Source organism: Pseudomonas sp. Pseusp16, from assembly GCF_047324915.1.
In the GTDB taxonomy this organism is placed as follows: domain Bacteria; phylum Pseudomonadota; class Gammaproteobacteria; order Pseudomonadales; family Pseudomonadaceae; genus Aquipseudomonas; species Aquipseudomonas fluorescens_CD.
This window is the reverse complement of record NZ_CP168522.1, coordinates 2,825,281-2,848,907: the sequence shown is the minus strand read 5'-3', so window position 1 is coordinate 2,848,907 and position 23,627 is coordinate 2,825,281. Positions and strand designations below refer to the sequence as shown.

General features: G+C 59.2%; 25 protein-coding genes. 3 read left to right on the top strand and 22 right to left on the bottom strand.

The genetic code is table 11. The annotated features are described in order from the left end of the window. Position 1: 1 nt before the first annotated feature. The 7 genes from ACEN8Q_RS12745 to ACEN8Q_RS12715 form a co-directional block, all read right to left on the bottom strand. A complete protein-coding gene (locus ACEN8Q_RS12745) occupies positions 2-1,093 on the bottom strand; it encodes a mandelate racemase/muconate lactonizing enzyme family protein (protein ID WP_222585632.1) in 1,092 nt (363 codons plus the stop codon). Next, positions 1,090-1,899, bottom strand: coding sequence for an NAD-dependent epimerase/dehydratase family protein (locus tag ACEN8Q_RS12740; RefSeq protein WP_222585633.1), 810 nt, complete (start codon positions 1,897-1,899; stop codon positions 1,090-1,092). Before ACEN8Q_RS12740 ends, ACEN8Q_RS12745 begins: the two co-directional genes overlap by 4 nt. A 42-nt stretch (positions 1,900-1,941) precedes the next feature. Further along, positions 1,942-3,228 (bottom strand): MFS transporter, encoded by a 1,287-nt coding sequence (locus tag ACEN8Q_RS12735; protein ID WP_222585634.1) that lies wholly within the window; start codon positions 3,226-3,228, stop codon positions 1,942-1,944. A gap of 151 nt (positions 3,229-3,379) precedes the next feature. After that, a complete protein-coding gene (locus ACEN8Q_RS12730; protein ID WP_222585635.1) occupies positions 3,380-3,673 on the bottom strand; it encodes a Dabb family protein in 294 nt (97 codons plus the stop codon). Positions 3,674-3,685: 12 nt separating this feature from the next. Beyond that, entirely contained in the window at positions 3,686-5,092 is a 1,407-nt protein-coding gene (locus ACEN8Q_RS12725) for an aldehyde dehydrogenase (NADP(+)) (protein ID WP_413705285.1), read from the bottom strand. After that, complete coding sequence (locus ACEN8Q_RS12720) at positions 5,089-5,553, bottom strand: nuclear transport factor 2 family protein (RefSeq protein ID WP_222585637.1); 465 nt, start codon at positions 5,551-5,553, stop codon at positions 5,089-5,091. The genes ACEN8Q_RS12725 and ACEN8Q_RS12720 overlap by 4 nt, the downstream gene beginning before the upstream one ends. Then, the gene (locus ACEN8Q_RS12715; protein WP_222585638.1) at positions 5,553-6,365 is read right to left on the bottom strand and encodes a ribonuclease activity regulator RraA; all 813 of its coding nucleotides are present in this window, start codon (positions 6,363-6,365) and stop codon (positions 5,553-5,555) included. The genes ACEN8Q_RS12720 and ACEN8Q_RS12715 overlap by 1 nt, the downstream gene beginning before the upstream one ends. Before the next feature lie 185 nt (positions 6,366-6,550). Between ACEN8Q_RS12715 and ACEN8Q_RS12710 the strand changes: the two genes are divergently transcribed. Both ACEN8Q_RS12710 and ACEN8Q_RS12705 read left to right on the top strand, forming a co-directional pair. Continuing rightward, positions 6,551-8,161, top strand: coding sequence for an IclR family transcriptional regulator C-terminal domain-containing protein (locus tag ACEN8Q_RS12710; RefSeq protein ID WP_222585639.1), 1,611 nt, complete (start codon positions 6,551-6,553; stop codon positions 8,159-8,161). Positions 8,162-8,216: 55 nt separating this feature from the next. After that, positions 8,217-9,206, top strand: a complete 990-nt coding sequence (locus ACEN8Q_RS12705; RefSeq protein ID WP_413705284.1) for an alpha/beta hydrolase — start codon at positions 8,217-8,219, stop codon at positions 9,204-9,206. Positions 9,207-9,293: 87 nt separating this feature from the next. Here ACEN8Q_RS12705 and radC read toward each other — a convergent pair whose 3' ends face one another. From radC to ACEN8Q_RS12650, 11 genes are all read right to left on the bottom strand, one after another. Continuing rightward, positions 9,294-9,788: a RadC family protein gene (gene radC, locus ACEN8Q_RS12700; protein WP_222585641.1), complete on the bottom strand. Its 495-nt coding sequence runs from the start codon at positions 9,786-9,788 to the stop codon at positions 9,294-9,296. A 100-nt stretch (positions 9,789-9,888) separates the two neighbouring features. Further along, positions 9,889-10,146 carry a hypothetical protein gene (locus tag ACEN8Q_RS12695; RefSeq protein ID WP_222585642.1) on the bottom strand — a complete coding sequence of 86 codons (258 nt, stop codon included), beginning with the start codon at positions 10,144-10,146 and terminating at the stop codon, positions 9,889-9,891. Between the two features lie 71 nt (positions 10,147-10,217). Continuing rightward, complete coding sequence (locus ACEN8Q_RS12690; protein WP_222585643.1) at positions 10,218-10,799, bottom strand: STY4534 family ICE replication protein; 582 nt, start codon at positions 10,797-10,799, stop codon at positions 10,218-10,220. 902 nt (positions 10,800-11,701) lie between these two features. Beyond that, a complete protein-coding gene (locus ACEN8Q_RS12685; RefSeq protein WP_413705497.1) occupies positions 11,702-11,956 on the bottom strand; it encodes a helix-turn-helix domain-containing protein in 255 nt (84 codons plus the stop codon). 476 nt (positions 11,957-12,432) lie between these two features. Continuing rightward, positions 12,433-13,350: a biotin-dependent carboxyltransferase family protein gene (locus ACEN8Q_RS12680; protein ID WP_222585644.1), complete on the bottom strand. Its 918-nt coding sequence runs from the start codon at positions 13,348-13,350 to the stop codon at positions 12,433-12,435. Beyond that, the gene (locus tag ACEN8Q_RS12675; RefSeq protein WP_222585645.1) at positions 13,347-14,051 is read right to left on the bottom strand and encodes a 5-oxoprolinase subunit B family protein; all 705 of its coding nucleotides are present in this window, start codon (positions 14,049-14,051) and stop codon (positions 13,347-13,349) included. The genes ACEN8Q_RS12680 and ACEN8Q_RS12675 overlap by 4 nt, the downstream gene beginning before the upstream one ends. Continuing rightward, positions 14,048-14,800 carry a 5-oxoprolinase subunit PxpA gene (locus tag ACEN8Q_RS12670; RefSeq protein ID WP_222585646.1) on the bottom strand — a complete coding sequence of 251 codons (753 nt, stop codon included), beginning with the start codon at positions 14,798-14,800 and terminating at the stop codon, positions 14,048-14,050. Before ACEN8Q_RS12670 ends, ACEN8Q_RS12675 begins: the two co-directional genes overlap by 4 nt. A gap of 86 nt (positions 14,801-14,886) precedes the next feature. Next, positions 14,887-15,738 carry an urea carboxylase-associated family protein gene (locus tag ACEN8Q_RS12665; RefSeq protein ID WP_413705283.1) on the bottom strand — a complete coding sequence of 284 codons (852 nt, stop codon included), beginning with the start codon at positions 15,736-15,738 and terminating at the stop codon, positions 14,887-14,889. A 15-nt stretch (positions 15,739-15,753) separates the two neighbouring features. Then, a complete protein-coding gene (locus ACEN8Q_RS12660; RefSeq protein ID WP_222585648.1) occupies positions 15,754-16,419 on the bottom strand; it encodes a GntR family transcriptional regulator in 666 nt (221 codons plus the stop codon). Between the two features lie 17 nt (positions 16,420-16,436). Continuing rightward, on the bottom strand, positions 16,437-17,945 hold the full coding sequence (locus tag ACEN8Q_RS12655; RefSeq protein ID WP_413705282.1) for an amino acid ABC transporter permease/ATP-binding protein: 1,509 nt from the start codon (positions 17,943-17,945) through the stop codon (positions 16,437-16,439). A gap of 83 nt (positions 17,946-18,028) precedes the next feature. After that, positions 18,029-18,883, bottom strand: a complete 855-nt coding sequence (locus tag ACEN8Q_RS12650) for an ABC transporter substrate-binding protein (protein ID WP_222585650.1) — start codon at positions 18,881-18,883, stop codon at positions 18,029-18,031. A 298-nt stretch (positions 18,884-19,181) separates the two neighbouring features. Between ACEN8Q_RS12650 and ACEN8Q_RS12645 the strand changes: the two genes are divergently transcribed. Beyond that, positions 19,182-19,481 carry a hypothetical protein gene (locus tag ACEN8Q_RS12645; protein ID WP_261398003.1) on the top strand — a complete coding sequence of 100 codons (300 nt, stop codon included), beginning with the start codon at positions 19,182-19,184 and terminating at the stop codon, positions 19,479-19,481. Positions 19,482-19,557: 76 nt separating this feature from the next. Here ACEN8Q_RS12645 and ACEN8Q_RS12640 read toward each other — a convergent pair whose 3' ends face one another. The 4 genes from ACEN8Q_RS12640 to ACEN8Q_RS12625 form a co-directional block, all read right to left on the bottom strand. Continuing rightward, on the bottom strand, positions 19,558-21,525 hold the full coding sequence (locus ACEN8Q_RS12640) for a DNA topoisomerase III (protein WP_222585651.1): 1,968 nt from the start codon (positions 21,523-21,525) through the stop codon (positions 19,558-19,560). Positions 21,526-21,749: 224 nt separating this feature from the next. After that, a complete protein-coding gene (locus ACEN8Q_RS12635; RefSeq protein ID WP_222585652.1) occupies positions 21,750-22,220 on the bottom strand; it encodes a single-stranded DNA-binding protein in 471 nt (156 codons plus the stop codon). Then, on the bottom strand, positions 22,217-22,735 hold the full coding sequence (locus tag ACEN8Q_RS12630) for a DUF3158 family protein (protein ID WP_222585653.1): 519 nt from the start codon (positions 22,733-22,735) through the stop codon (positions 22,217-22,219). The genes ACEN8Q_RS12635 and ACEN8Q_RS12630 overlap by 4 nt, the downstream gene beginning before the upstream one ends. Further along, positions 22,732-23,487, bottom strand: a complete 756-nt coding sequence (locus ACEN8Q_RS12625) for a PFL_4669 family integrating conjugative element protein (protein ID WP_222585654.1) — start codon at positions 23,485-23,487, stop codon at positions 22,732-22,734. Before ACEN8Q_RS12625 ends, ACEN8Q_RS12630 begins: the two co-directional genes overlap by 4 nt. Positions 23,488-23,627: the final 140 nt, after the last annotated feature.

The window sequence follows — 23,627 nt, the reverse complement described above, 5'->3', positions numbered from 1 at the left end:
TTCAAGCGCGACGGAAGCGATCGAAGACGTTTTGATCCATCTGCTGGCCCAGACCAACGCCTTGCGGAATCTCGAACAAATGGCCTTTGCGCATGCCTTCGATGTCGTACAACCAGGCGTCCGGTTCGACGAACAGGTACTCGATCTGTGCGACCTGTTCTTGAGCGACCGCCAGGTGCAAGGTGGCGAGGAAGCCGGGGCCAAAGTAAGGGCAGTGTGGCAAGACCGGGGTGTTGTACTGCCGTGCGAGTTCGGCAATGCGCAAGCATTCACTGATGCCGCCGACTTTGGTCACGCTCGGCTGCACCGAGTCGACCGCTCCAGCCTTGAGCGCCTGCTCGAACTGGAAGGCGCTGCACCAGTTTTCACCGGCAGACAGCGAAACCCCCTGGCCGCGCAAGCTGTTCAAGGTCACGAAATCCTCCGGCGGGAAGATCGGCTCTTCCAGCCAGGCCAGCTGAAGATCTGCAAGCTTCGGTAGCCAGGCGCGGGTATCGGCAATTGACCAACTGCAATTCACATCAGTGGACAGCGGCACGTCGTAGCCGATGGCGTCCCGACATTGGGCGATTTCCCCCAGGGTCACTTCATGCAGCTTGATGTCCTTGAAACCCATGTTCAGTGCCTTGCGGCAGATGTCCGGCGCGACCTCGCCATCGGCGTAGCGCACCAGGCTCGCGTAGGCTGGCACATGGTTGCGCAGCTTGTCGGTAAACAGGCGATGCAGCGGCACGCCACGGCGCTGGGCCGCCAGATCCCAAAGCGCGATGTCCACCCCGGAAATGGCGAACATCGTCACGCCGTAACGACCGAACAGATGCAGCTGACGCTGAGTCTTCAGGTTCCAGGCGCCAATGTCCTCGACCGTGCTGCCCTCCAGCACTGGTGCGATTAATCGATCAATGGTGGCCTTGGTGGCATCTGCAGTGAAGTAACCAAATGCTTCACCCCAGCCTACATGCCCCTGATCATCCTCGATGCGCACCAGCACATTTTCCAGCGTGCGCCAGGTGGTGGGCGTGATGCCTTGGCCTTTGCCGCCGTCGTGAAAAGGGATTTCGACAATGAAGGTATCAACCTTGCGAATAATCATGCGGACTCCAGGCAGCTGGCCAGTGGGCTGACCGCATAGGCACCACCGAGGAGGTCTCGGCCGGAGCTTTGCGCGCACATGGCGTCGTAGTCGAGGTAGCCGGGAGCGATGAAGTCCTTGGCATTGTCCAGCGGGCGATAGCCCAGTTCCCTGGCTCGGGTGTTTTTGAAAAGTGGCTGTGGGCTTTCGGAGACCCCGTAAAGCACCTCGAAACGAATCTGCGGGTGCTCCATGCCGATGCACACCAACTGCGCCAGGTCACGGGAACTGACCCAGAGGCGCAACCGGCGGGCATCGCTGACCAGAGGGTCGGCGTTACCGATGCGAATCGCGCAGATCGCCATGTCGTAGCGTTGGGCATAGGTTGCGCAGGACGCCTCGCCAAACACTTTGCTCAGCGCGTAGTAGCTGTCCGGTGCCACGGGCAAATCGTCGAACGACTCGGCGGCATCAGTGCGATATTGCCCCAGCACATGATGACTACTGGCGAAGATAAACCGTTTCACACCGGACTTTTGCGCGGCCTCAAGCAATTGCATAGTCGCGTTGTAGTTGGGCTTGAGGGTGCTCTCGAAATGGATGTCGGTGCCGTGAGCGCAAGCCAGGTGCAGTACGCCGTCGACACCCTCGACCGCTTCGAGGATGTCTGCGGTGCGGGTCAGGTCACCGCAAAAGGCGCTTTCGTTTTCCGCCAAGTCGGTGATCGGCAGGCGATCGAACAGGCGCAGGGCGTAGTGCTCACGCAACAAGGGGCGCAGTGCCTTGCCGACAATGCCTGCGGCACCGGTAATCAGGATGGTTTGCATGTTTCGCTCCTCAAATGTGTTTGCGCATTGCTCAGCGAGGGTTCAGGCCGGCGAAAGGGATGGGGTCAAGGATTTTGGCTGGCCGACGAAGATCGCCACAATCAGCGCTCCGAGAATGCCCAGTCCACCAGCCAGGGCGAAGCCGCTGGCATAAGTACCGGACGTTTGGATGATGATCCCGGTGGCGGTTGGTGCGACGATCCCCGACAGGTTGGCCAGACCATGCATGAAGCCGCCGGCGGTACCGACTTGATGATCCGGCACGGCGTCCTGAATCAGCGACCAATAGGCGGGGGCGGTCAGCATCAGGAAGCCGATGGCGACGGTCATGACCACCACGCTTTGTGTCACGTCTTCGACCTGGCCGGTCAGTGCGATGCAGCACGCTGCTATCAGCAGGCAGGTCACCAGTACGACTTTGCGCGAGAACAACTGCTTGCCGGTGCGCTTGTAGATGTAGTCGATCAGCACACCACCACACAGGAAGCCGACGGTGCCCACCAGCCAGGGCAGCGCAGTGACGATACTCATGGACTTCAGATCGATGCCTTTGGCGTCGATCAGATAGCTGGGGAACCAGGTCATAAAGAAGTACAGGATGTAGTTGTAGCAAAACAGCGACACGCCGGTAACCAGTACCGAGCGCTGCAAAATGATTTCCAGCACCGGCGTACGTGGCGCTTCTGCAGCGGTCATGACCGGGACATCGCGTGCGGCGTTGATCAGGGCGATTTCTTCGGCGCTGACTTTCGGGTGTTCCTGGGGCGTTGAGGTTGCCATACGGAACCAGCAGACAGCCCAGATCAGGCCCATCACGGCCATCACGATAAAGGCCACGCGCCAGCCCAGCCAAAGAGCTAGGAAACCGACAATCGGCCCAGCCAATGCACCGCCCAGAGGGCCGCCCGCCTGGTTGATACCGATGGCGCGCGCCCGTTCCTTGATCGGGAACCAGTTGTTCACGGTTTTGTTGGCCGTGGTGGATACCGGGCCTTCACCCACACCGAACAGCGCGCGAACAATCAGCAGCGACCAGAAGTTGAAGGCCAGTGCGGTCAAACCGCAGAGGATCGACCAGCCGCTCATGGCGTAGGTGAGTACGCGCTTTGGGCCGTAGCGGTCGGCCAGATAACCGCCAACGAAGCAGAACAGCGCATAACCGATGAAGAAGCTGCTGAAGATCATGCCTTTTTCGGAAGGCGTGAGGTGGTATTCCTGGGTGATGAAGGGCATGGCGATGGACAGGGCAGCACGGTCCACGTAGTTGATGATCATGGCGATGAACAGCATCGTCAGGATCGTCCAGCGGTAGTTCTTTTTCTTGTGCATGTTGAATCTCCGGCCGGCATCTGGAGCATGCCGATTATTGTTTTTTTAGTGTTCGTTCGATCAGCTAGACGGACGTTCTTTTTGAGAACGCCCGTTTGAATCAGCCTCCATTCGGTGAAGTCCGATGAGGGCTCTGGCGACTGCTGACAGGTCAGTCGCTGTAATCGATGGCAGCCCATTCAAAGTATTTTTTCAGCTCTGCCACCAACGCCATGTGGGCAGGGTGAGGCAGGTAGCGCTGGACCGCTTCGGCATCATCGAACGTGGCTTCGAGCAGGTAGTCCCAGCAAATTGGCCGGTCCAGTTCGTTGGCCGAGACTTTCCAGTCGCGAACGAAATCGATGTCCTTTTCCAGGCCGTGCATCCACTGGACCAGGCGGGCTTCGAGTTCAAGGTTGGTGCTCACGTCGGGCAAACGACGGAACATCACAATGTGTTTCATCATGCTGTTTGCTCCTTATTCTTCGAGTGCCCAGGCCGGCGCGTCTTGCAGTGCCAGCGGCCGCAAAAAGCGTTGCAGAGCGGCATAACCGACCGATGTGGTTTGCGGTTGGGTCGACGCCGGCCATGGGCCGCCATGGTGTTGTGCGTGAGTCACAGCAACACCGGTCGGCACGCCGCTGAACAACACCCGACCGGCAATGCGTCGGGCGGCGCGGTACAAGCTTCGGGTCGGCTCGTCGGGGTTGTCGAAACCCCACAGGGTGACTGTCAATGTTCCGCCAATCGCCTCGATCACCTCGATTGCTTGCTCAATGGAGGCGACTTTGACCACTACGGCTGCGGGACCGAAGACTTCTTCGCGTAGTGTGGCGTTCTCGATAAATGCCTGCGCCGCTATTTCGAACAGTCGTGGTGCCGGGCCTTCGCCGTTGGCGTGAGGCGTAAACAGTGAGTGCGCGGCACTGGCCTGTTCCAGACTGGCAATGCCGTGATCGAAACCGCGACGCATGCTCGGCGTCAGCATGGGATGCGTTGGCAAAGGCTGCAAAGCGTCTGTCAGTTGCTTGATGAAACGCTCGCTGGCAGGGTGCTCCAGCAACACGATCACACCCGGGCTGGTGCAGAACTGACCGCAGCCCATGGTGATTGAGCCAGCCAGCGTTTTGGCCAGATGCTCACCGTCACGTTCGAGAATCTGCGGAAGGGCCACCAGCGGGTTGATCGAGCCCAGCTCACCAAAGAATGGAATCGGCCGAGGTCGCTCGTTGGTCGCTTTCCACAGTGCGCTGCCGCCCTGGAAGGAACCGGTAAAGGCCACTGCAGCAATCTGCGGATGTTCCACCAAGCGAACTCCGGCGGCCCGCGAAGCGCCTTCGACCAGCCCTAGAAGGCCTTGTGGTAATCCTTGTTCGGCGAGGACGCCAAGCGCGATCTCATACACGGCACGCGACAGTTGTGGATGGCCGGAATGGGCTTTGATTACCACAGGGCAGCCTGCGGCTAATGCAGATGCGGTATCACCTCCGAGCACCGAGAAGGCAAAGGGGAAATTGCTCGCGGAAAACATCGCCACCGGCCCCAGCGGTTCGGATACGCGGGTCAGCTGTGGCCGACCGACTGGAGGCGTGCCTGCTACCGCTTGATCATCAACACGGGCATAAGGCACTCCATTCAACACTTCAGTGGCGAACCCGCGGAGCTGGAAAGCCGTGCGGGTCACTTCACCGGTCAAGCGTGCCGTGCCCAAGTGAGTTTCCTCATCGGCCAGCGCAATCAATCGCGTTTGATGGCCTTCCAGTGCTGCGGCCAGGCCTTCGAGCAGTGCCGCGCGAACCTGAGGGCTGGATTGTGCCCAGAATGTCGCTGTGTCGGCGGCTTGCGCGACCACTTGGTCGATCTGAATCAGTTCTGATGTGCTCATTTCAAGCCTCCATTGAGAGGGTTGAGGTGGTAGCCCCGCGCTTGATAGTCGAAGTCCACCAGTTCATTGATGGCGACTTCCTTGTCTGCAGGCGAGGCGTAGTACGCCCGGATCTCTTTGATCAGTCCGCTGTGCGGGTCAAAGATGTACCACTCATCCCCACGCAAGGCCGTGCCGAGCTTGCCTTTCCAGTGGGTCCACTCGATCACCGCTTCGTGGCTGTCGTGGCTGACCAGAATTTTTTCGATGGTCCACTGCGAGCCCAGATTCTCCACACACCAGACCCACTTGGCGGCGATGGTTTCGGCGCTGCGCCAAGGGATTTCCGGCAAGCCGGCGGGGAAGTAATGCACGGCGTCCGGAGTGAAGCAGGCCACCAGTTCGTCGTGATCGGCGGCATTGCACGCAGCGAAGTAGCGGCGGATCAGGGCGGCGTATGGGTGTTCGGCGGGGGCTGACATCAGTTGCCCTCCTGCTGAGCGATGATGCTCGGAATCGGTTTGCGACCGTCAGCGATCCAGGCATGGTAAGCGGCAATGGCCTCCGGACCTGGCGGATAAACACCCCATAAGGCCTCGCCAGAAGCGATGCGCATGGCCAGGTAGTTTTCCAGATCGTCCTGGATCGAGCAGTACTCGGCCAGCTCCTCCGCGAGGTGGGCGGGAACCACGGTGATACCGTCCGCGTCGCCGACGATGACATCGCCCGGGTACACCGCGACGCCTGCGCAGCCAATAGGCACCTGCAAGTCCGCCACATGGTGGTACGAGATACGGGTGGTGGCGGTGATTTCCCGGGCATAGGCGGGTAGCGGCAGGGCGGCGATTTCGCTGCCGTCGCGCAGGGCTCCGTCGGTGATGATCGCTTTGGCGCCGCGAGCCAGCAGGCGGGTTACCAGAATGTTGCCGGCCGAGGCAGCGCGGGGATCATTTTGGCTGTCGATGACCAGCACATCCCCGGGCTGAATCTGCTCTACACCCTGCCATTGCAGGTTGTCGCCATTAGGCTTGGTGGTCATGGTGCCGTAAGTGTCGATGTCTTCCCGTGCCGGGATGAACCGCATGGTATAGGCGCGCCCGGCGAAGGGTTTGATGTTTTTGCTCAGGGCGCGCAGGCCGACCAGCGCCGGCTGGCGGAAACCGAGTTTGAACAATTGGGTGGTCAGCGAGCCGCTGCTGCAGCCGGCGAGCATGGTCAGCACTTCATCGCTGACCGTTACCTTGCGGTTCGCGGAATTGTCATACGCGTCAGCGTATTGGTGAATCTGCGTCATTCTTGTTCTCCTGGCTGAGTCATGCCGCTCAAATGCAGCGCGCATCTGGATGTTTATTCCCACAATTTGGGACTTATCTTCGGTGTTTTGTCTCGGGTTGAATTCGATGCTAAGACTTAATTGACTCGCGGAAAACGACGTTTATTCTGCGCAGACCGGTTTGTTCCAACGAGTGGGAATTTCTGATGACTACGTCCTCTGACGGCACTGGCGCCCTCGAAAAAGCCATGGATGTGCTTGAAGCCATTGGCTCAAAACCTGATGGCTTGTCCCAGGCCGATCTCGGCGCCCAACTGGGTCTGCCACGCACCACGCTGTACCGGATCATTGCCAGCTTGATCGAGCGCGGCATGATTCGCCGCGATCCGCTACGCAAGGTTTATCGGTTGGGGTTCCGCTATTTGGAACTGGTGCGCAACGCCTACCTGATGCCGGATCTGGTGGCCGCCGCCAGTTTCGAGTTGCGCTCGTTACGCGACCTGACCGGCGAAACGTCCTATCTTGCGGTACTCGATGGCAATCAGGTCATGTCGCTGGAGCGTTGCGATGGGGCACACACCCAGCGTTCGGCCGCAGCATTGGGTCAGAGCAAGCCGGTCTATTGCACGGGGCAGGGCAAGGCAATATTGGCGGCACTGGACGAAGTCAGCCGCGAAGAAATTCTCAAGGGGCTGACCCTCACCGCGCTTACCCCACTGACCATCATTGACCGGCGTCGCTTGCACACCGAACTGAAGATCACCCGGGCACGCGGTTATGCCATCGACGATGAGGAAATAGTGCTGGGGGTGCGCTGTGTCGCTGCCGCCATTCGTGACAACGCGGGCAGGGTTCGCGGCGCACTGAGTGTCGCCGGACCGGCTTACCGGTTGACCCTCGATCGCCTCGAATTGCTGGGCCCGGAACTGGCCGATGCGGCGCGGCGGGTAGGGGCGCAGCTGAGTGAATCCAGTGTTCGTATCGCCGACAGTGAAGTCGAGCTGGTGGAGGGTGCCTGGTCATTCAATGGCGCTTTTCCCCGTTGGTGTGAAGCGAGCCAAAGACTGTATTGGGCGGACACCCTGGCCCCGGCAATCTGGGTGCTCGATGCGCAGAGTGAACGAATTTTTGCCCGACTTGACGCCCCGATTTGTGCCATGGAACTGCATCGCGATGGCTTGCTGATCGCCCATGCCAACGGTTGGTCACTACTCGATAAGCAAGGGCAAGAGCATCCTTTGGTCAACTGGCCCGGCAAGCAACTGCTTGGCCTGGCCAGTCATCCCTCTGGCGCGCTTTGGGCTTGTCGGAGCAATGCAGGTGGCTGCTCACTTGGTGAGCTGGATACCCAAGGCGAGTTGCGTTCGTCATGGCAATTTCAGGAGCGCATCAGCGCGTTCTGTTGGGATGCGAACGGTGAGTCGTTGTTTGCCGTGGGACCTGACTCCGGCACCTTGTTCATCATGCAGACGGGGGCAAGCTCGGTGCGACGGTTCGCGTCTCTACCCAAAGGCTCAGGACGCTTGAGCGGCTTGGCGCTGGATGATCAGGGGGGCGTGTGGACGACCTTGCGCGATGGCTGGAGCCTGGTGCGCTTCAGCGAAGACGGCGGGCTCGACCGGACGATCGGTTTGCCGGTGCCAAGCCCCACGGATCTGGCGTTTGCTGGGCCGGAAAAAGACATGTTGTACATCACCAGTTCTCGTCACGACCTGACCATGGAAACCCTGAGCAACGCCCCTGCGTCGGGGCGTCTTTTTCGTGTTCGACCAGAGCTGACCGGTTTGGTGGCCAGGTGCACTGACTGGCGTGGTTAAAAGAACACTCGAATACGACTCACCCCCCTCACTCATTACACAGGCCATCCGTCCTATGAGCGTGTCTCAACGCGAGCGTTATCCTTTGTCACTCGAGATGCAGGAGTTTGTGCGCGTCAACCAAGGCTTCGCGGCCGCCGACGCCAGCCTCAACGCCAGACGTGAGGCGTTTCTACGAGGCTGTCGGCATTTCACCCCGGTCAAACCTCAGGGCCTGCAGGTCACCGACACGGCGCTTGGCAATCTACCTATTCGCCTTTACAAGCCTTCGGGCGGTGCCCCAAAACAAGCCTGGCCGGTACTGCTTTATTTGCATGGCGGCGGTTGGGATCTAGGCCACCTGGATACCCACGACTGGTTCGTTTATGCGCTGGCCAAACGGTTGAACCTGGTTATTGTCGCAGTGGCTTATCGTTTGGCGCCCGAGCATCCCTATCCTGCGGCGCTGGACGACTGCCTGACGGTCTGGAATGCCTTGCGGGCCGGTGAGTTAGGGGATGATTTGAGTCGCCAACAACTGGTGGTCTGTGGCGACAGTGCCGGAGGTACATTGGCAGCGGGACTGTGCATGACGTTACGTGCCAAGGGGGAGTCGCAGCCCTTGGGGCAGGCCTTGGTTTATCCCGTATTGACCACCGAAACCTTCCAGCCTTCTGCCACCCTCTATGCCGACGCGCCGTTGCTGTCGACTACGGGGCTAGAAGGTTCTTTCGAACGCTACCTCCCCGTTGCTCAAATGCGTAGCGAAGCATTGGCAATGCCGTTGATGGCCAACAATTTTAGAGGGCTCGCACCGGCTTTCATTGGTGTCGCCGAGTTCGACATTCTGCGTGACGAAGGCTACGCCTACCGGGATGCACTTGAGGCTGACCATGTTCCAGTCAGCCTCTACCTGGGCAAAGGCTTGCTGCACGGCAGTCTGCGTGCGCAGGGTGTCGAGCCAGTGGAGGCTTTTTACGATGCATTGGCGCAGTCAATTTCAACGTTTCTAGCGAACGCAAATGACTCCATTAAAGGGACGCCAAACGTTACAGATCTCGGTTGAGATCAGCTCTGATCTCAAGAGAGGGCAGTTCATAGTGACTCTCTGGACCACGAAAATGAACAAGGCGCCCGAAGGCGCCTGTAAGGGTTAAAGCCAGCCATGTTCGGCAAGGGAGAGAGGGTGACCTTCACCTACGATGAAGTGATCCAGTACGCGCACTTCGATCAAGGCCAAGGTCTCTTTCAACCGTGCGGTTAAGACGCGATCCGCCTGGCTGGGTTCTGTACAACCTGAGGGGTGGTTGTGAACTAAAATGGCGGCCGCAGCGTTATGCGCTAGGGAGCGCTTAACGACTTGGCGGGGGTAAACGCTGGCACCATCAATGCTGCCGTGAAAGAGCACTTCGAACGCCAGCACCCGGTGCTTGGCATCGAGAAAAATCACACCGAAGACTTCATGCTCTTGTTGCGCAAGGTGCAGTTTTAGGTATGAGGCCACAGCGTCAGGCGACGTCAGGTCAGGGCCACGGGTGAACAGCCGGCGATCTAGAATATGCAGCGCTTCGTCGATCACCTGGTTTTCTTGGACGATACGATCAGCCTCGAAATCCGAGGTTTCAATCAGTGTGAGTTGGGTGCTCATGGTGGTACCTCCGAAGGGAACAATCAGGGGTACACACCCGAAGGGAGTGGTGTCCCCGAGGTGGATAGAGAGTGGCGGGCATTAACCGATTGCGCGCTGTTTACAGCCGAGTGAATCGGTGGCGTTGACCGTGCAGGGGTGAGTCACAACCGTCGCAGGGCAATGGGGAAAAGGCTTTGATTCCCCAGCCGGTTTCGGGATCGAAGTCGGCACTGAAGGGCAATAACCGAACCAGTCCACGATGGATACCGGCGATACGCTTCCCGATTTCATCCGTCGTGTAGTAGAGCGATAACGTGCTGTAGTCCTCGTAAGCAGCCGCGAACAGGCAGTCGTCGCAAAGCCAGAAGGATTCCATGTAGGTTCTCCTGTGCTGATTACAGAAAAGGCGCTCGAGAGAGCGCCTTGATGAGGAACATCGTGGCTTGTTCAGGCGGACTGAACGGTAGGGGTGGCATCACGGTGGGCCGTGCGTGGAGCGGGTAGAGATTCAGGTTCAACCCGAGCCTCTGTTGGGTATTCGGTCTCCTCAGCTTCGGCATCAACCGACGTTGGAGAGGGTTCATTGATCGGCGCTTGCTCAGCAGGTGCTGTTGCTTCCTGCCTGGCGGGCGCTTTGTACTCGAACGTGCCGTTGACCTTGATCCAGTCGATGAACAGCAAACGACCTTTCAGGCTGGCGCCCGGTTGGCCTTGTTTATCGCCTTTCTCGTAGAGAAATGGATCGATCCACAGATCGCCGATACGGAACGACAGCAAGACCTTTTTCTCGGTGTTGACGGCGTCCATATAGAGACGAATCAAACGTTCAGCTTCACCCCCAGCGACTTTGCAGTCAAAGCGGGTGTACTCGACCGCATCGGTGGCACCGTGCAGGGCGGCGATATCGCAGGCCATGAACGGCTGGCCGCGGCGGACTTGTACTTCACGAACACGGTTGAGGTAACCGATACCGACAGTGTGCAGATTGAAGTATGTAGTTGCTTCTTGGGAGTGGTTGGCGTGGACCATGGTGGTTCTCCTGTTTCAAGGGAAAACGGTGACGCACAGTCCCTGACGGGGAAGTGAGCCCCCGTCAGGGTGGGTAAGGTGAAGGCAAGCGATGAGCGACTCGTCACCGGCAAGCCGATGACGATCAGAACGATGTGTCTGGGGAATAGCGGTGAAGCAGAAGAAAATCCGCGGTAGTGATCCGCGAACTTGCGGTAGTGGGCATTCATCACCGCTGAAGCGGTAACCGTGCGAGCCTCCGAACGCTGATCGCACTTGGGTAAACCACCACGAATGTGGCGTAGCCTTGAAGGTTCAAGCTACCTGGGCTGGGCCGTCAACGACAGCGAACCACGCCCTTTGTATAAGCCTGTCACAGGGGAGCGTCAAGACGCTGCAACCCGATTTTTTATGGCCGGAATACAGTGGTAGTCACTGGACTGAAGAAAGTGAAGAGTGGGCCTGGCGGGGTGCCAGGCGAGGAACAGAAAAGCCACCTTTGGCGGTCTTATGCAGTCACAAGCTCCTCGTAAAACTTGGTCTAACTGCGCCATGATTCGCCAACCGACCCTTGTCGTGGCCTGGGTCAGAACATGCTGGCACGCATCCGCGCACAAAAGGTGCCCAGTGTTTCCCCGGCGAGCTCCGGGACTGAATACGATCGCCGAAGCAGATGACCACTGTTGCCCTAGGGCAACAGTGGTCATCTGCCTCTACGATCAGGTCGAGCACAAAACGGGAACGACATCCCGCAAAAGAGAAGGCTCCGAACTCTAAGAGTTCGACCGAGCTGCCCGGAGCGAGTCGGTCTTGGGTCGCCGTTGGCGATGATCCTGCGGCACTACAGCAGAGAGGGTGGGACGACGTCAAGGCAGAAGGCGTCCCCCTTCGGCAGCCCCTATATCGAATGCGAGTGCATAAGCTCACTTGTTGGCGAGATGAGTAGCCAGGATAAAGGCAGGGGCGCTTTCTTTCAGACCGCTCAGCAGACCCGCGATCATCTGGCCCTGGTCATTGAGACGATTGCTCAACTCCGTCAGCAGTTCATCCATCCTGCAGTCGAAAATATCCGCTAACTGCATCAGCTTGACCACGGAAAGCTCCACCACACCCCGCTCCAGGAGCGATATGGCTTCACTGCCGATCCCCATGCGCTCAGCCACCTCTTCTTGGGTCAGATTACGCTAGGTCCGGTGTTTCGCGATCATGCGCCCGATTTGGGCTTGGGTTGGATGTTTATGTGCCAAGTGATGAGTTCTCCAGTTCAACTTGAATGGTTGAGCAAAGACCCATTGACATGAACATCCTTAACGGTTTGGTATCGACTTTTAAGGTTTATATATTGACTGAGATAGCTGTATGTCGCGACGTGACTTCTATTCTTCCAGGAATCAGAGCCCCGCAAGTCGCCAGTGAGAATGAGCGGTCTTATAGGGCCAAACGGAGGAAAGGTTGTGCGTGGGTGCAAAATTGCACGCCATTTGACCGCCAGAAGCATTCCCGTTGACCAAGCATTTGCATTTCCACTGACCACCAAATGGCGGAGGGGGGCATAACGGCAGGGGGTAAACGGGCGGGTCAGACGCGTTACGGATGAAGGGCGCATTGCGCCGAGACCACGCCCTGAAACCGGGCGTGGCGGTTTTCGTTTGCGTTAATGCCATTGAGCAAGCATGCGTAGATGTTGCCCGTGCGCGACCTCCTGGACGACAGGCGATAAACGCAGTTCGGCGCCCGGCAGGCACTGCGCTAAGCGAGCCAGCGAGCGCGGGGTCAAGGCGCCCAGGCGTGGGTAGCCGCCGATGGTCTGGCGGTCGTTGAGCAGGATGATCGGCTGGCCGTCCGGCGGCACCTGGATAGCCCCCAGGGGAATGCCCTCTGAGATCAGCGCTGTGCCTTGGTAGTGCAGGGCTGGGCCGAGTAGGCGCACACCCATGCGATCGGCCCTCGAGTCGACTTGCCAGGGGCTATTGAAGGCATCGAACAGGCTCTGCCCGGCGAAATCGGCGATCTGCGCGCCAAGCACGGTCTCCAGGGGCTTGGCCGAGCTTAGGTCAGGGATCTGGGTCGCCTCCAGTTCCCGTGGTGCCGGGGGTGGGGCGGACCAGCCGAGCCGATCGCCCGCCGTCAGCGCCCGTCCCGAGCCATCGAGGCCGCCCAGGCCTTCACGGCAGACGGTGGCCTTGCTGCCCATGACAGGCGTCGCATCGAAACCACCGGGGGCCGCCAGGTAGGCGCGCGCGCCCTGGACCGGCTGGCTGAACACGAGGCGTTGGCCACGGCGCACGAGAAAACTGCGCCAGGGTTGCAGCGGCTGACCGTCGAGGCTGGCGCCGAGGTCGGCACCGGCCAGGGCCAGGCAGGCATCCTGCTGGGCAATCAGACTGAGACCGCCGAGGGTGATTTCGATCACCGCCGCCTCCAGTGGGTTGCCCAGCAGCCAGTTGGCCCAGAACATGGAGATCCAGTCAGTGGAGCCTCCCTGGGTCACGCCGAGTTGGCGAATGCCAAAACGGCCGCTGTCTTGCAGTAGGATTAACGGGGTGCTGCGTTCTACCAGCAAGCCACTCATGGGTGCGCCTCCAGTGGTGTGTCGTCGCCGCCGAGACGGATGAACTCGTCATGGCTGACCGCTTCGAAGCGCACCCGGTCACCCGGTTGCAGCAGACTGTAACCATCCAGCGCGTGGTCGAACAGCCGTACCGGCGTGCGTCCTATCAGGTTCCAGCCGCCGGGCGAGGCTTGTGGGTAAGCGGCGGTCTGGCGTTCGGCAATGCCGACGCTGCCGGCCGCCACACGTTTGCGCGGGGTATTCAGGCGCGGGCTGGCGAGGATTTCCTCGACCAGGCCCATAAAGGCGAAGCCGGGTACGAATCCGAGGGCAAACACCTGGTACTCGTGGCCGCTGTGGCGCTCGATGACTTCATTGATGGACAGCCCGCTGCGGTGTGCCAGCAACTTCAGCTCGGGACCCACACAGGGGTCGTACCAGGTTGGCAGGCTGTGGCTGCGGCCACTGCCGCCAGCATCGGGCTGCAGGTTGTCGAGGGCCTGGGCGATCAGCCCTCGGGCCTTGCTCACCTGCAACTGGCGCAGATCGTAGTGCACCATCAGCGTGGTGTAGGAGGGCACCAGGTCGATCAGGCCCTGGCCGAAGCATTCGTGCAAACGCCGGGACGCCGCCAGCAGCCAGGGCATGTGGGCTTCGTCGATGGTGTCGAACAACCGCACCATCAGGCAGTCTACAGCGACGATTTCGATGCGGATCTTCATGCTTCTTGCAGCTCCCCGAGGGCCAGGCGAATGCGCTGTACGGCAGCGATCGAGCTGTCGTTGTCACCGTGCACGCAGATTGTATCGGCCTGCAGATGCAGAGCGCTGCCGTCATTGGCCATCAGCTCTTCGCCACGGGCCAGGGTCAGGGCCTGGTCGATCACGGTTTTTGCGTCGTGGTGAACCGCGCCGGGCAGGCTGCGTGATACCAGGTGCCCGGCCGGGTCGTAAGCACGATCGGCGAAGGCTTCGAACCAGACCGGTACGCCGAACTCGGCGCTCAGGGCCAAGGCCGTGGTGTTATCGCGTTGGGCCATCAGCATCAGCCGCAACTCGCCCTCGTAGGCGGCCGCGGCCTTGAAAACCGCACGCAGTGTTCTGGCATCGCGCATCATGTCGTTGTACAGCGCGCCGTGAGGTTTGACGTATTGCACTCGTCCGCCCAGTGCGCGGCAAATACCTTCCAGCGCACCAATCTGGTAGAGCATCAAATCTTCGACTTCTTGCGGCGAACAGCTCATGGAGCGGCGGCCAAAGCCGACCAGGTCCGGGTAGGCGGGATGGGCACCTATGCGCACGTCGTGGGCCAGGGCCAGGGTTACGGTCTTGCGCATGGTGCTGGGGTCGGAGGCGTGGAAGCCGCAGGCGATGTTGGCGCAATCGATAAAGGGCATGATGTCGGCGTCGCAGCCTGTGGTCCAGGCGCCGAATCTTTCGCCGATATCGCAGTTTAGTAGTGGTGTGTTCATGGTCGTTGACTCCTGCCTTGGCTGTGCGGCCAGTCTGCGAGACACCCGGGGCGAGTGGGTGCCCCAGGTGTCGATTTAGCCTGTCGTTATTTTTCCCACTCGGCTTTAGGAATCAGCAGGCCGTGGTTGCCGTTGTATGACGCGCGCTCGGGTTGTTTCCAACCGTCCAACAGCGACTCGTCGAGGCGGTAGATTTCCACGCCCAGTGGGCGGCAGACCTTCAGCGGATCCTCGGCGTCGGGGCCCCACATCGGCAGCGACAGGTCACCGCCCGGGCAGGTGGAGAGAGCACACAGCAGATCGATTTCGGCGAAGAACTCCAGGTAGTCGCCCTGTTTCGCCGGGCAGGCTTTCATGAAGTACATGTCGTCGTGATTGAGGCCGGTGCACTGGAAGATGTTCAGTACGTCGTGCACGTCGAACTCGGTCAGGCCATGGGGCAACACGGCACGAGTCAGGTTTGAATGGCAGTGGTGGTGGAAGTCCTCGCCGGTGAGCATCTTGTTCACGTAAGGGTCGCAACGGGTGCCCAGCAAGTCGTGCAGACGACCGCCGTGTTCGTCGATGCCGTAGTCGGCCAGGCTGTCGTCGGTGATGGTGACCATCGGCCTCAGGAAGGGAAGGTTCGACCACAGGCGGTCGTAAGTGGTGACGTGGGCGCCTTGCAGCTGGCGAGTACGGGCCGCCCACATGCGTTCGCGCGGGTCGTTAGCGCTCCACACGTTGAAGTCTCCAACCTGTGGGCCGACCGGTGTGGTCACGCGAAACACGTGGCCCGCTGGCACTTTCCAGGCGCGGCCGGTGCGGATCGGTACTTCGAATTGCTCGATCAGGGTGCGGCCATCCCTGGACTCGCGCACGCGGTCATAGAAGGCTTTGTCGACCTGCAATGCGGCGCCTTTGCTGAGTTGATAGGCCGCTGGATAGTCCTTGTACATGGGGGGATCCTCTTTTCAGTGTTTGGGGATGTTGCTCAGAATGTCCAGCAGCACCAATTCGGAGTCGTTGAGGTAGCTGCTCATGGCTTCCTCGGCTTCTTTCTTGCGGCCATCACCCAGTAGGTCGTGGATATGCCGGTCGCGTTCGAGCCAGGGTTTCTGAAAGGTTTCCTCGCTGGGAGCGTTGGAAAACACCAGACGCATCTGGGCCGCAACGTGGGTGAAGAATTCGTCGAACAGCGGGCTGCGCAACAGGCCGACGATGTGCTGGTGAAAACGCAAACTGTGGGTGCCGAAGGCTTGCCAGTTCTCACGGTCTTGGGCCAGTTGCGCGGCCTCGATGGCTTCGAGCATCAGGTCGGACTGGTATTCGCGCAGCGGCTTGCTCGCGGCGATCGCCTGCAATTCGAGGGTGCGGCGGACCTTGAAGATATCGCGCACGTCGTCGATGCCCAGCCGGCGCACCATCACGCCTTTGTTGCGCACGTAGCTGGTCAGGCCTTCACGACCCAGCTGGTGCAACGCTTCGCGCACAGTATTGCGCGAGGCGTTGTAAGCGTTGACCAGTTCGCTTTCTACCAGCGGCATACCTGGCAACAGGCGTCCGCCAATGATGTCTTCGCGCAGTTCGATGGCAACCTGATCGACCAGCGACAGACTTTTTTCCTTGGGTTGACTCACCGTTGTGCCCCCTCGGCTCACGCCAGTTGTACGTCTTTGAGGAACTTGGTCATGCGCTCGCTGCGCTGCTCCAGCATCTCTTGCGGCGCGGCGTTCTGGATAATCTCGCCGCCCTCCATAAACACCACCCGATCGGAGAGCTTGAAGGCGAAGTTCATTTCGTGGGTGACGATCACCATGGTCATGCCTTCGCGGGCCAGTTCCTCGATTACAGCCAGTACATCACCGACTAGCTCTGGGTCGAGGGCCGAGGTCGGCTCGTCGAACAGCATGACTGAAGGTCGCATCGCCAGCGCCCGGGCAATCGCCACGCGCTGCTGCTGGCCGCCGGAAAGCTGGTGCGGATATTTGCCGGCATGCTCGAGCATGCCGACCTTGCGTAGCAGTGCCAAGCTCAACAAGCGCAGCTCTTCGCCACCGCCATGGGCGTGATAGACCGGTGCGAGCATGACGTTTTCCAGGGCGGTCTTGTGCGGGAACAAATTGAAGCCCTGGAAGACCATCCCGACATGCACGATGCCCTGCATATGCACTTTGTTACCCAGGGCGCCCTCCGGTGCTTTGGTGCCACGCAGGAATGGTTGGCCTTGCAGGGTGATTTCGCCATGATCCAGGCTTTCCAGGCCATTCATGGTGCGAATCAGCGTGGTTTTGCCTGAGCCCGATGGGCCGATGATCGACACGACCTCGCCCCAACGCACATTCAGCTCGACGCCCTTGAGTACTTCCAGCTCGCCATAAGACTTGCGCACACCCCGCGCCTGCAGAGCAAATTCGCCTGGCTCGGACTGGCCGGCGGCACGCCGGGTCGCCACTTGCCCGAGTTCGGCGGGGGCGATGTTCTTCGGTTTGCGCCGGGTTACGTCCAGGTGGTTCTCCAGCAGGCGCAATAGGCGGCTGAACACGGTGACAATAAACACGTAGTAGAAGGCCACCGCGAACATGGTCTCCATGACCAGGAAATTCTGGGTATAGAGCTGTTGGCCTACCAGAAGGATTTCCGACAGCGAAATCACCGAGACCAACGATGTGAGCTTGACGATGGTGATGTATTCATTGGCCAGGGTCGGCAGGGCTACGCGTAGCGCCTGGGGCACCACGATCAGTCGCTGAACGCCGCGATAGCCGATGCCCAGGGCCTTGCCTGCTTCCAGTTGACCCTTGGCCACCGCCAGCAGGCCGCCGCGGTGAATCTCGGCGATGTACGCCGCTTCACTGAGCACCAGGGCGATCAGGCCTGCCGAGTAGGGATTGGACAGCAGCGCACTGGTGGATGGAAACACCTGGGGCAGGTTGTAGACGAAGATCAGCAGAACCAGCAGCGGCAGACTGCGGAAAAACCAGATATAGAGGCCGGCCGCATCCCGCAGAAAACGCCGCTGCGACTGTCGCGCCAAGGCCAGAAGAAAGCCGAAGACGATACCCAGCAGCCAGGTTTCCAGGCTCAGTTCGACCACGGTTGCCACGGCCCGCCAGAAGTCGCCGTTCCACAATAGGCCCAAGGTGTAATACCAATCGAATTGCATGTACTTACTCCGCGTTGCTGTGATTTTTCCGCAGAGCGGAAAAAATCAATGAATCCGCTACTGGATGCGTCCGGCGCAGGGTTTCAGGGTGTGGTGGTGCCCAACGCCGCGTTGATTTCTTCGGCATTCGGTTCGTCCAGGTTGTAGCGGGCGAGCAGCTCGTCGTAGCTGCCGTTCTGTTTGATCTGGTCGAGCGCTGTGGTCAGTTCTTCCAGTAGCGCCTGGTTGCCTTTGCGCACCGCCAGCCCGATGACGACTGGATAGATCAACTCGTTGGAGCTGATAACGGTTTTGCCCTGCAGTTTTTCTACGGTGATTTTGGCGACTGCGGGATCTTCCATCTGCACATCCACAGCCTGGGCCAACAAGGCCTGTGCCGCTTCGGGCGAGGTCGGGAATTCACGAGACTGGATCGCCGGCTTGCCCGAGGCCAGGCAGTATTCGGCGGAAACCTTGTTGAGCTTGGGCACCCAGGATGCGCCCTTGATCGAGCCCACGCGCTTGCCGCAAAGGTCTTCGGGTCGCTGTGGCCTGAAGTTGCTGGCACTGAGCACCATCAAAGAGGAGCCGGTCTTCAGGTAGCTGATGAAATCCACCTGCTTGGCGCGTTCCGGGGTGACATAGAGCGCCGAGGCGACCACGTCGAAGCGCTGGGCATTAACGCCCAGGATCAGGTTGGCAAAGCGGGTGTCGAGGAAACGCGGCTCCAATTGCAATTGTTTGCCCATCAACTGCATGAACTCGGGGTCGAAGCCACTTGGCTGCTTTTGCTCCAGATAGGTGTAGGGCGGATAGGTCAGGTCGGAACCGACTGACAGCTCTCCCTGTTTGAGCGTGCCCTTGATCTCTGCCGCAGACAGTAGCGGCACCACGCAAGCCAGGGAGATCGTCAACGCCAAGTTGCGCGTGGTTTTCTTGCTCGTCAGACCTTTTTGCATGTTCGTATCCTCGGTTTCTGAACGCAGTGAGTAAGGATGATTGTTCAACAATCTCATAGGTACACATATGCCTTTATCGTGCCAACTATTGAATTTTAGGTCTATTTGAACGCTTTCTGTAGGCGAAACACGTTTCATGAGCAGGCGGGGGCACTAAAGCGGCGCTATTTGTTACCGAACGCCACATCGTGGAGCACAAGAAGGTATTTTTGCGCGGGTGAGGTCCAGAGCTGTTACCGAGGGCGCGCGGCACCCGCATAGCTCGTAGCTGATGGAGGGCGGCAATGGACTGATCGTCATGCTTTGGGTCGAGATGCTACGTAATCCATCGCTGGTCAGTGCGAATGCAAATGCCTGCTCAACGGGAATGCAAGCCGGTGGTCTAGATAAAGCAATTACCCATCTGATCTGGGATCGAACGCTGGAGCTGTTCATCAAGATTCATGATTACCCTGATAACCCCGAGCACTTCGACAGCCTTGTTCATTGGCTCAACGAAAATCCTGTTCACCTTAAAGCGTTCAACGAACTGGGGCAGATATGGATTTCGACAGGTAGCGCCTTGGTCCGTGAAATCGGACAGCCTCTAAGCGACTAAGAGAGGGATCGGTTGCCGTTGATGATGCTCTGACCAGTCCATAGCCCCAATACTCATGTTGATCTCCAATGGAGCATTATGGGTGACGTGCATCTTTTCTGATCGGTACAGCACCCTTGCAATCCGGGTAGTGGGAGCATGACCAGAACGGCGCTGATTTCCCCTTTCGCCTGAGCATTGAGGCGTTGCAAATGGGGCAGGTCGGGCCGGCCTCGACAGGAATGGCTAAAGTAAGGGGGCCGCAGTGTGCGACTAACTGCGCAATCCAGTTCGCCTGCTTGGCGACGAACGCATCAAGAGTCAGACATCCCGCTTCGATTTCGTCCAGGGCCTGTTCCCAGATCGCGGTCATGCCCGGATCTGCGATTGCAGCGGGTACTGCCTCGATCAGGGTATGGGCCGCTGCGGAGGCCATCAAGGCGCGTTTTTTCTTCAGCAAATAACCGCGATCAATCAACCCCTTGATGATACCGGCTCGCGTGGCTTCGGTGCCGATACCGGTGGTGTCCCGAAGCTTCTGTTTCAGGCGTGGGTCGTTGACCAGCTTGGCCACATTTTTCATCGCCTTGATCAGATCGCCCTCGGTGAGGGGTTTGGGCGCGGCAGTGCGCATGGACTTGAGTTCGACGTCGTCCACTGCGCACTGCGTGCCCTGTTGCAAGACGGGCAATACTTGGGACTTGTGACTGGGCTCATCCTCTTCGGTATTTTCGCAGAGCAAGCCTTTCCAGCCCTGGACCAGGATCTGTTTGCCAACAGCGGTCAATCGCTCTCCGCTGCACTCCAGTTCCACCTGGGTTCGATCAAACTCATGATGCGGAAGAAATTGCGCGAGGTAGTGGCTACGGATCAGTTCGTAGACTTGGCGTTCTTGTTCGGACATCCGCACAAGGTTCGCCGGCTCGGTGGTGGGGATGATGGCGTGGTGTGCGGTGACCTTGGCATCGTTCCACACGCGGGAGTGCAGTGATCGATCGAGTCTTCCCAATGCGGGCTGCAGGGCGGGATCCGTTTTGAGCAGGGCATCGAATACCGCGGGTACCTCGTTGAACATACTCTCTGGCAAATAGCGGCAATCGCTGCGCGGGTAGGTGGTGGCTTTGTGGGTTTCATACAGTGCCTGGGCGATGTTCATGACTTCCTGGACTCCGAGCCCCAACTTGCGCGAGCAGACTTCTTGCAGTGTGCTCAGGTCAAAGGGCAGGGGTGGCGGTTCGTGGGAATGCTCAGTCTGCAGCGAGAGTACTGTGGCAGTCTTACCGCCAGAAATCTTTTGGGCCGCCTGAATGCCCAGCGCTCGTTGCAGGCAACGACCTGCCTCGTCCTGCCCTGAGCTGGGTGGTAACCACGACGCGATGAATGGTTGCCCCATTGAAGACAGGTGCACCTCCACGTCCCAGTAGGGCACCGAGACGAAGCTGGCAATCGCACGATCCCGATCGACTACCAGACATAAAGTGGGTGTCTGGACGCGTCCAACCGACAATACACCGTCGTAGCCCGCCCGCCGACCAAGAAGGGTAAACAAACGACTCAGGTTCATGCCGATCAGCCAATCGGCACGGCTGCGGGCGAGGGCTGAGTGGTAAAGCAGGAAGGTCTCCTGACCAGACTTCAGTGAGGACAGTGCCTTGCGAATCGACGCCTCGTTGAGTGCGGACAACCAAAGTCGTTGAACGGGACCTCGATACTTGCAGAGTTCCAGTAGCTCGCGGGCAATCAGTTCACCTTCGCGATCGGCGTCGGTCGCGATCACGACGGTGGAGGCTTCACTGAGCAGGCGCTTGATGACTTTGAACTGCGCCGTAGTCTTGGGTTTGATCTCGACCTGCCACTGCGCGGGAATGATCGGTAGATGATCCAACGACCAGTTCTTGTACTGAGTGCAATAGGCTTCGGGTGGGGCCGTCTCCAGCAGATGGCCGATACACCAGGTGACGGTTGAGTCGGTGCCGATCAGGCAACCATCACCGCGCTGGGTGGCTCCGAGTACTTTGGCGATGTCTCGACCTTGGGAAGGTTTCTCACAGAGGAAGAGGCGCATAGAACTGCTCCGGATTGAGTTCGGAGCAGCGTTGTTGGAAACAGCCGTTGCGAGATACGAGAAACCTGAATTCCAGGTTCCTCATATTAGTCGGAGAGGGCAGGCTTAAAGCCCGAGGCTACTACCCAGTTTTAGCGTGGACGACAGGGTGGATCTTCACGAGCAGCGAGTAGTAACAGGCCATCAACTTCGCGCAGAGGCGCAATTTTTATGCCTGAAGTCTGTCAGTCCGTAGATGGCTGCCCTCTGCGTTTTTTGGGTTTCGACGCAGGTGAGCTGGTCTGCTCTGTATGTTGCCCGACGTGTATTGCAGATGCCGCCGCTTCACTGGAGCGTTCCCGCATGACCACGCTGTGCACCCTGTGAGGCAGGATGCCGACGCGACGGGCCTCGATCTTGAAGGTCACCCGCGCATTGTCTTCGCTGTCCTCCCACTCATCGCGCACGGTGCGGCCTTCGACCAACACGCGCATGCCTTTCTGGTACAGCGTGCTCCAGTGTTCAGCCTCGCGGTGCCATAGCTCAACCGGCGCCCAATAGCCGCCTCGATCTTCATAGCTGCCCTCGCGTGGTACGGGGTTGTCGAAGTACACATTCAGCCGTAGCAAACGTCGTGGTTCGTCATTGCCTGACGGAAATTCCTGGAACTCTGGCGCACTGCCGATATTGCCTTCGCCGACAAAAAAAGTACTCATCGTGATACCTCCGCTGCGGTTGTGAGTTGGCGCAATAACCGTTCGGCACTGGCCATTTTGATCGCGCAGGTGGTGGCCTGGCGGTAAAGCGAATGCACCACGCTCATCTGCAGGTTCAGTGCAATGCGGTTGCATTCGAAACAGTGCAATCCCTCGTGTACGGCCAGCGGCAGGACTTTGTTGCTCACCTGGCGTTCCCAGATCGAAACCCCCATGCGGGCGTAGTCACGGGTGCGCCAACGCAAAAAGGTGCTGCCAGCGCTGGTGTTCTGCAGCACCAATCGAATATCCAGCAGTGAGTAAGGGGGCTGTCCGGCCTGCTGCACCACAGCCTCCATCAGGTGGCATAACTGCGCCTCGATTTCCCTCGCCACTTGCGCCAGATGCTCCAACTCCCCCTTACCCTTAAAAGGTTTTAAAAGGCCTTTTAGGGAGGCTGCGTGTTCGAGCTGCCGATAGGCATCCGGTGTCAATGCTTCGAAGGGCATCGGCTGAGCCGAAGTCAGGGGATTCATGCTTCGTCCTCAGGCTCATCCACCGTTGCAGATAGCTCTCCCATCTCCTCTGCCAACACGTCAGCATCATCCACTGCCACAGCACCACGGCGAATGATTGGCGGCGCGAACTGGGAGCGGCGATGCCCTTCAAGGATGTCCATTGGGGGCAAACCCATTTTCTCGATGGCCGCAATGGCACGGGCGTTGTTCTCCGCCATGTCATCACGTGTGACGCCGGCATGCCGATAACGCTGCGCCTGGCCGAACAAGCTACGCAGCAGATGGGCACCGTCATCGATCCAGGCTTCCATGTCCCTGCGACCGATCAAGGCGGTGTGATGGGCCAATAGGGTCCGGCGCACGAGGGTGTCGTAGTCGGTTAGCAGGTAGACCGCCAGAAAACCCAGCTGGCTGCTGATGTACAACGGCAAGGTGACGGGGTGAATGTTGAGGTTGTCGCTCATGTCGATCTGTGTCGGCAGGTCCTGCCTGATTCGATCCAGCTGCTGGGTCAGTTCCAGCATTCCAGCCTTGGCCTGCATCAGTTTTTCTTCGAGCTGCACGATAGCCCAATCGGCATAAGGGTCGTCCTGGGCCGCGGTTTGTTTGATCAGATTGGTGACGCTGATGTAGCCGGCCATACCCATGATCGAGTGGACGCCTTCACGTGCGGTTCGACCTTGCCAGATACGGGCGGCGTGGTGGGTGTGCAGGGTCAGGGTGATGCTGCTGCGCAATGAGCCCAAGTTGAGCTGATAGTGATCGGCCACGGTGTTGTCCTCGCATAGGCTTGGACGGGAACGTTGCGACAGATAAAGGTCAAGGACAGCCAAAAAGCTGAATGCGGTCTATTCGGTTTGAGAGGGTTAATTTCGGAGACGTTCGCGAGTGACGCCGGTGGCATCATTTC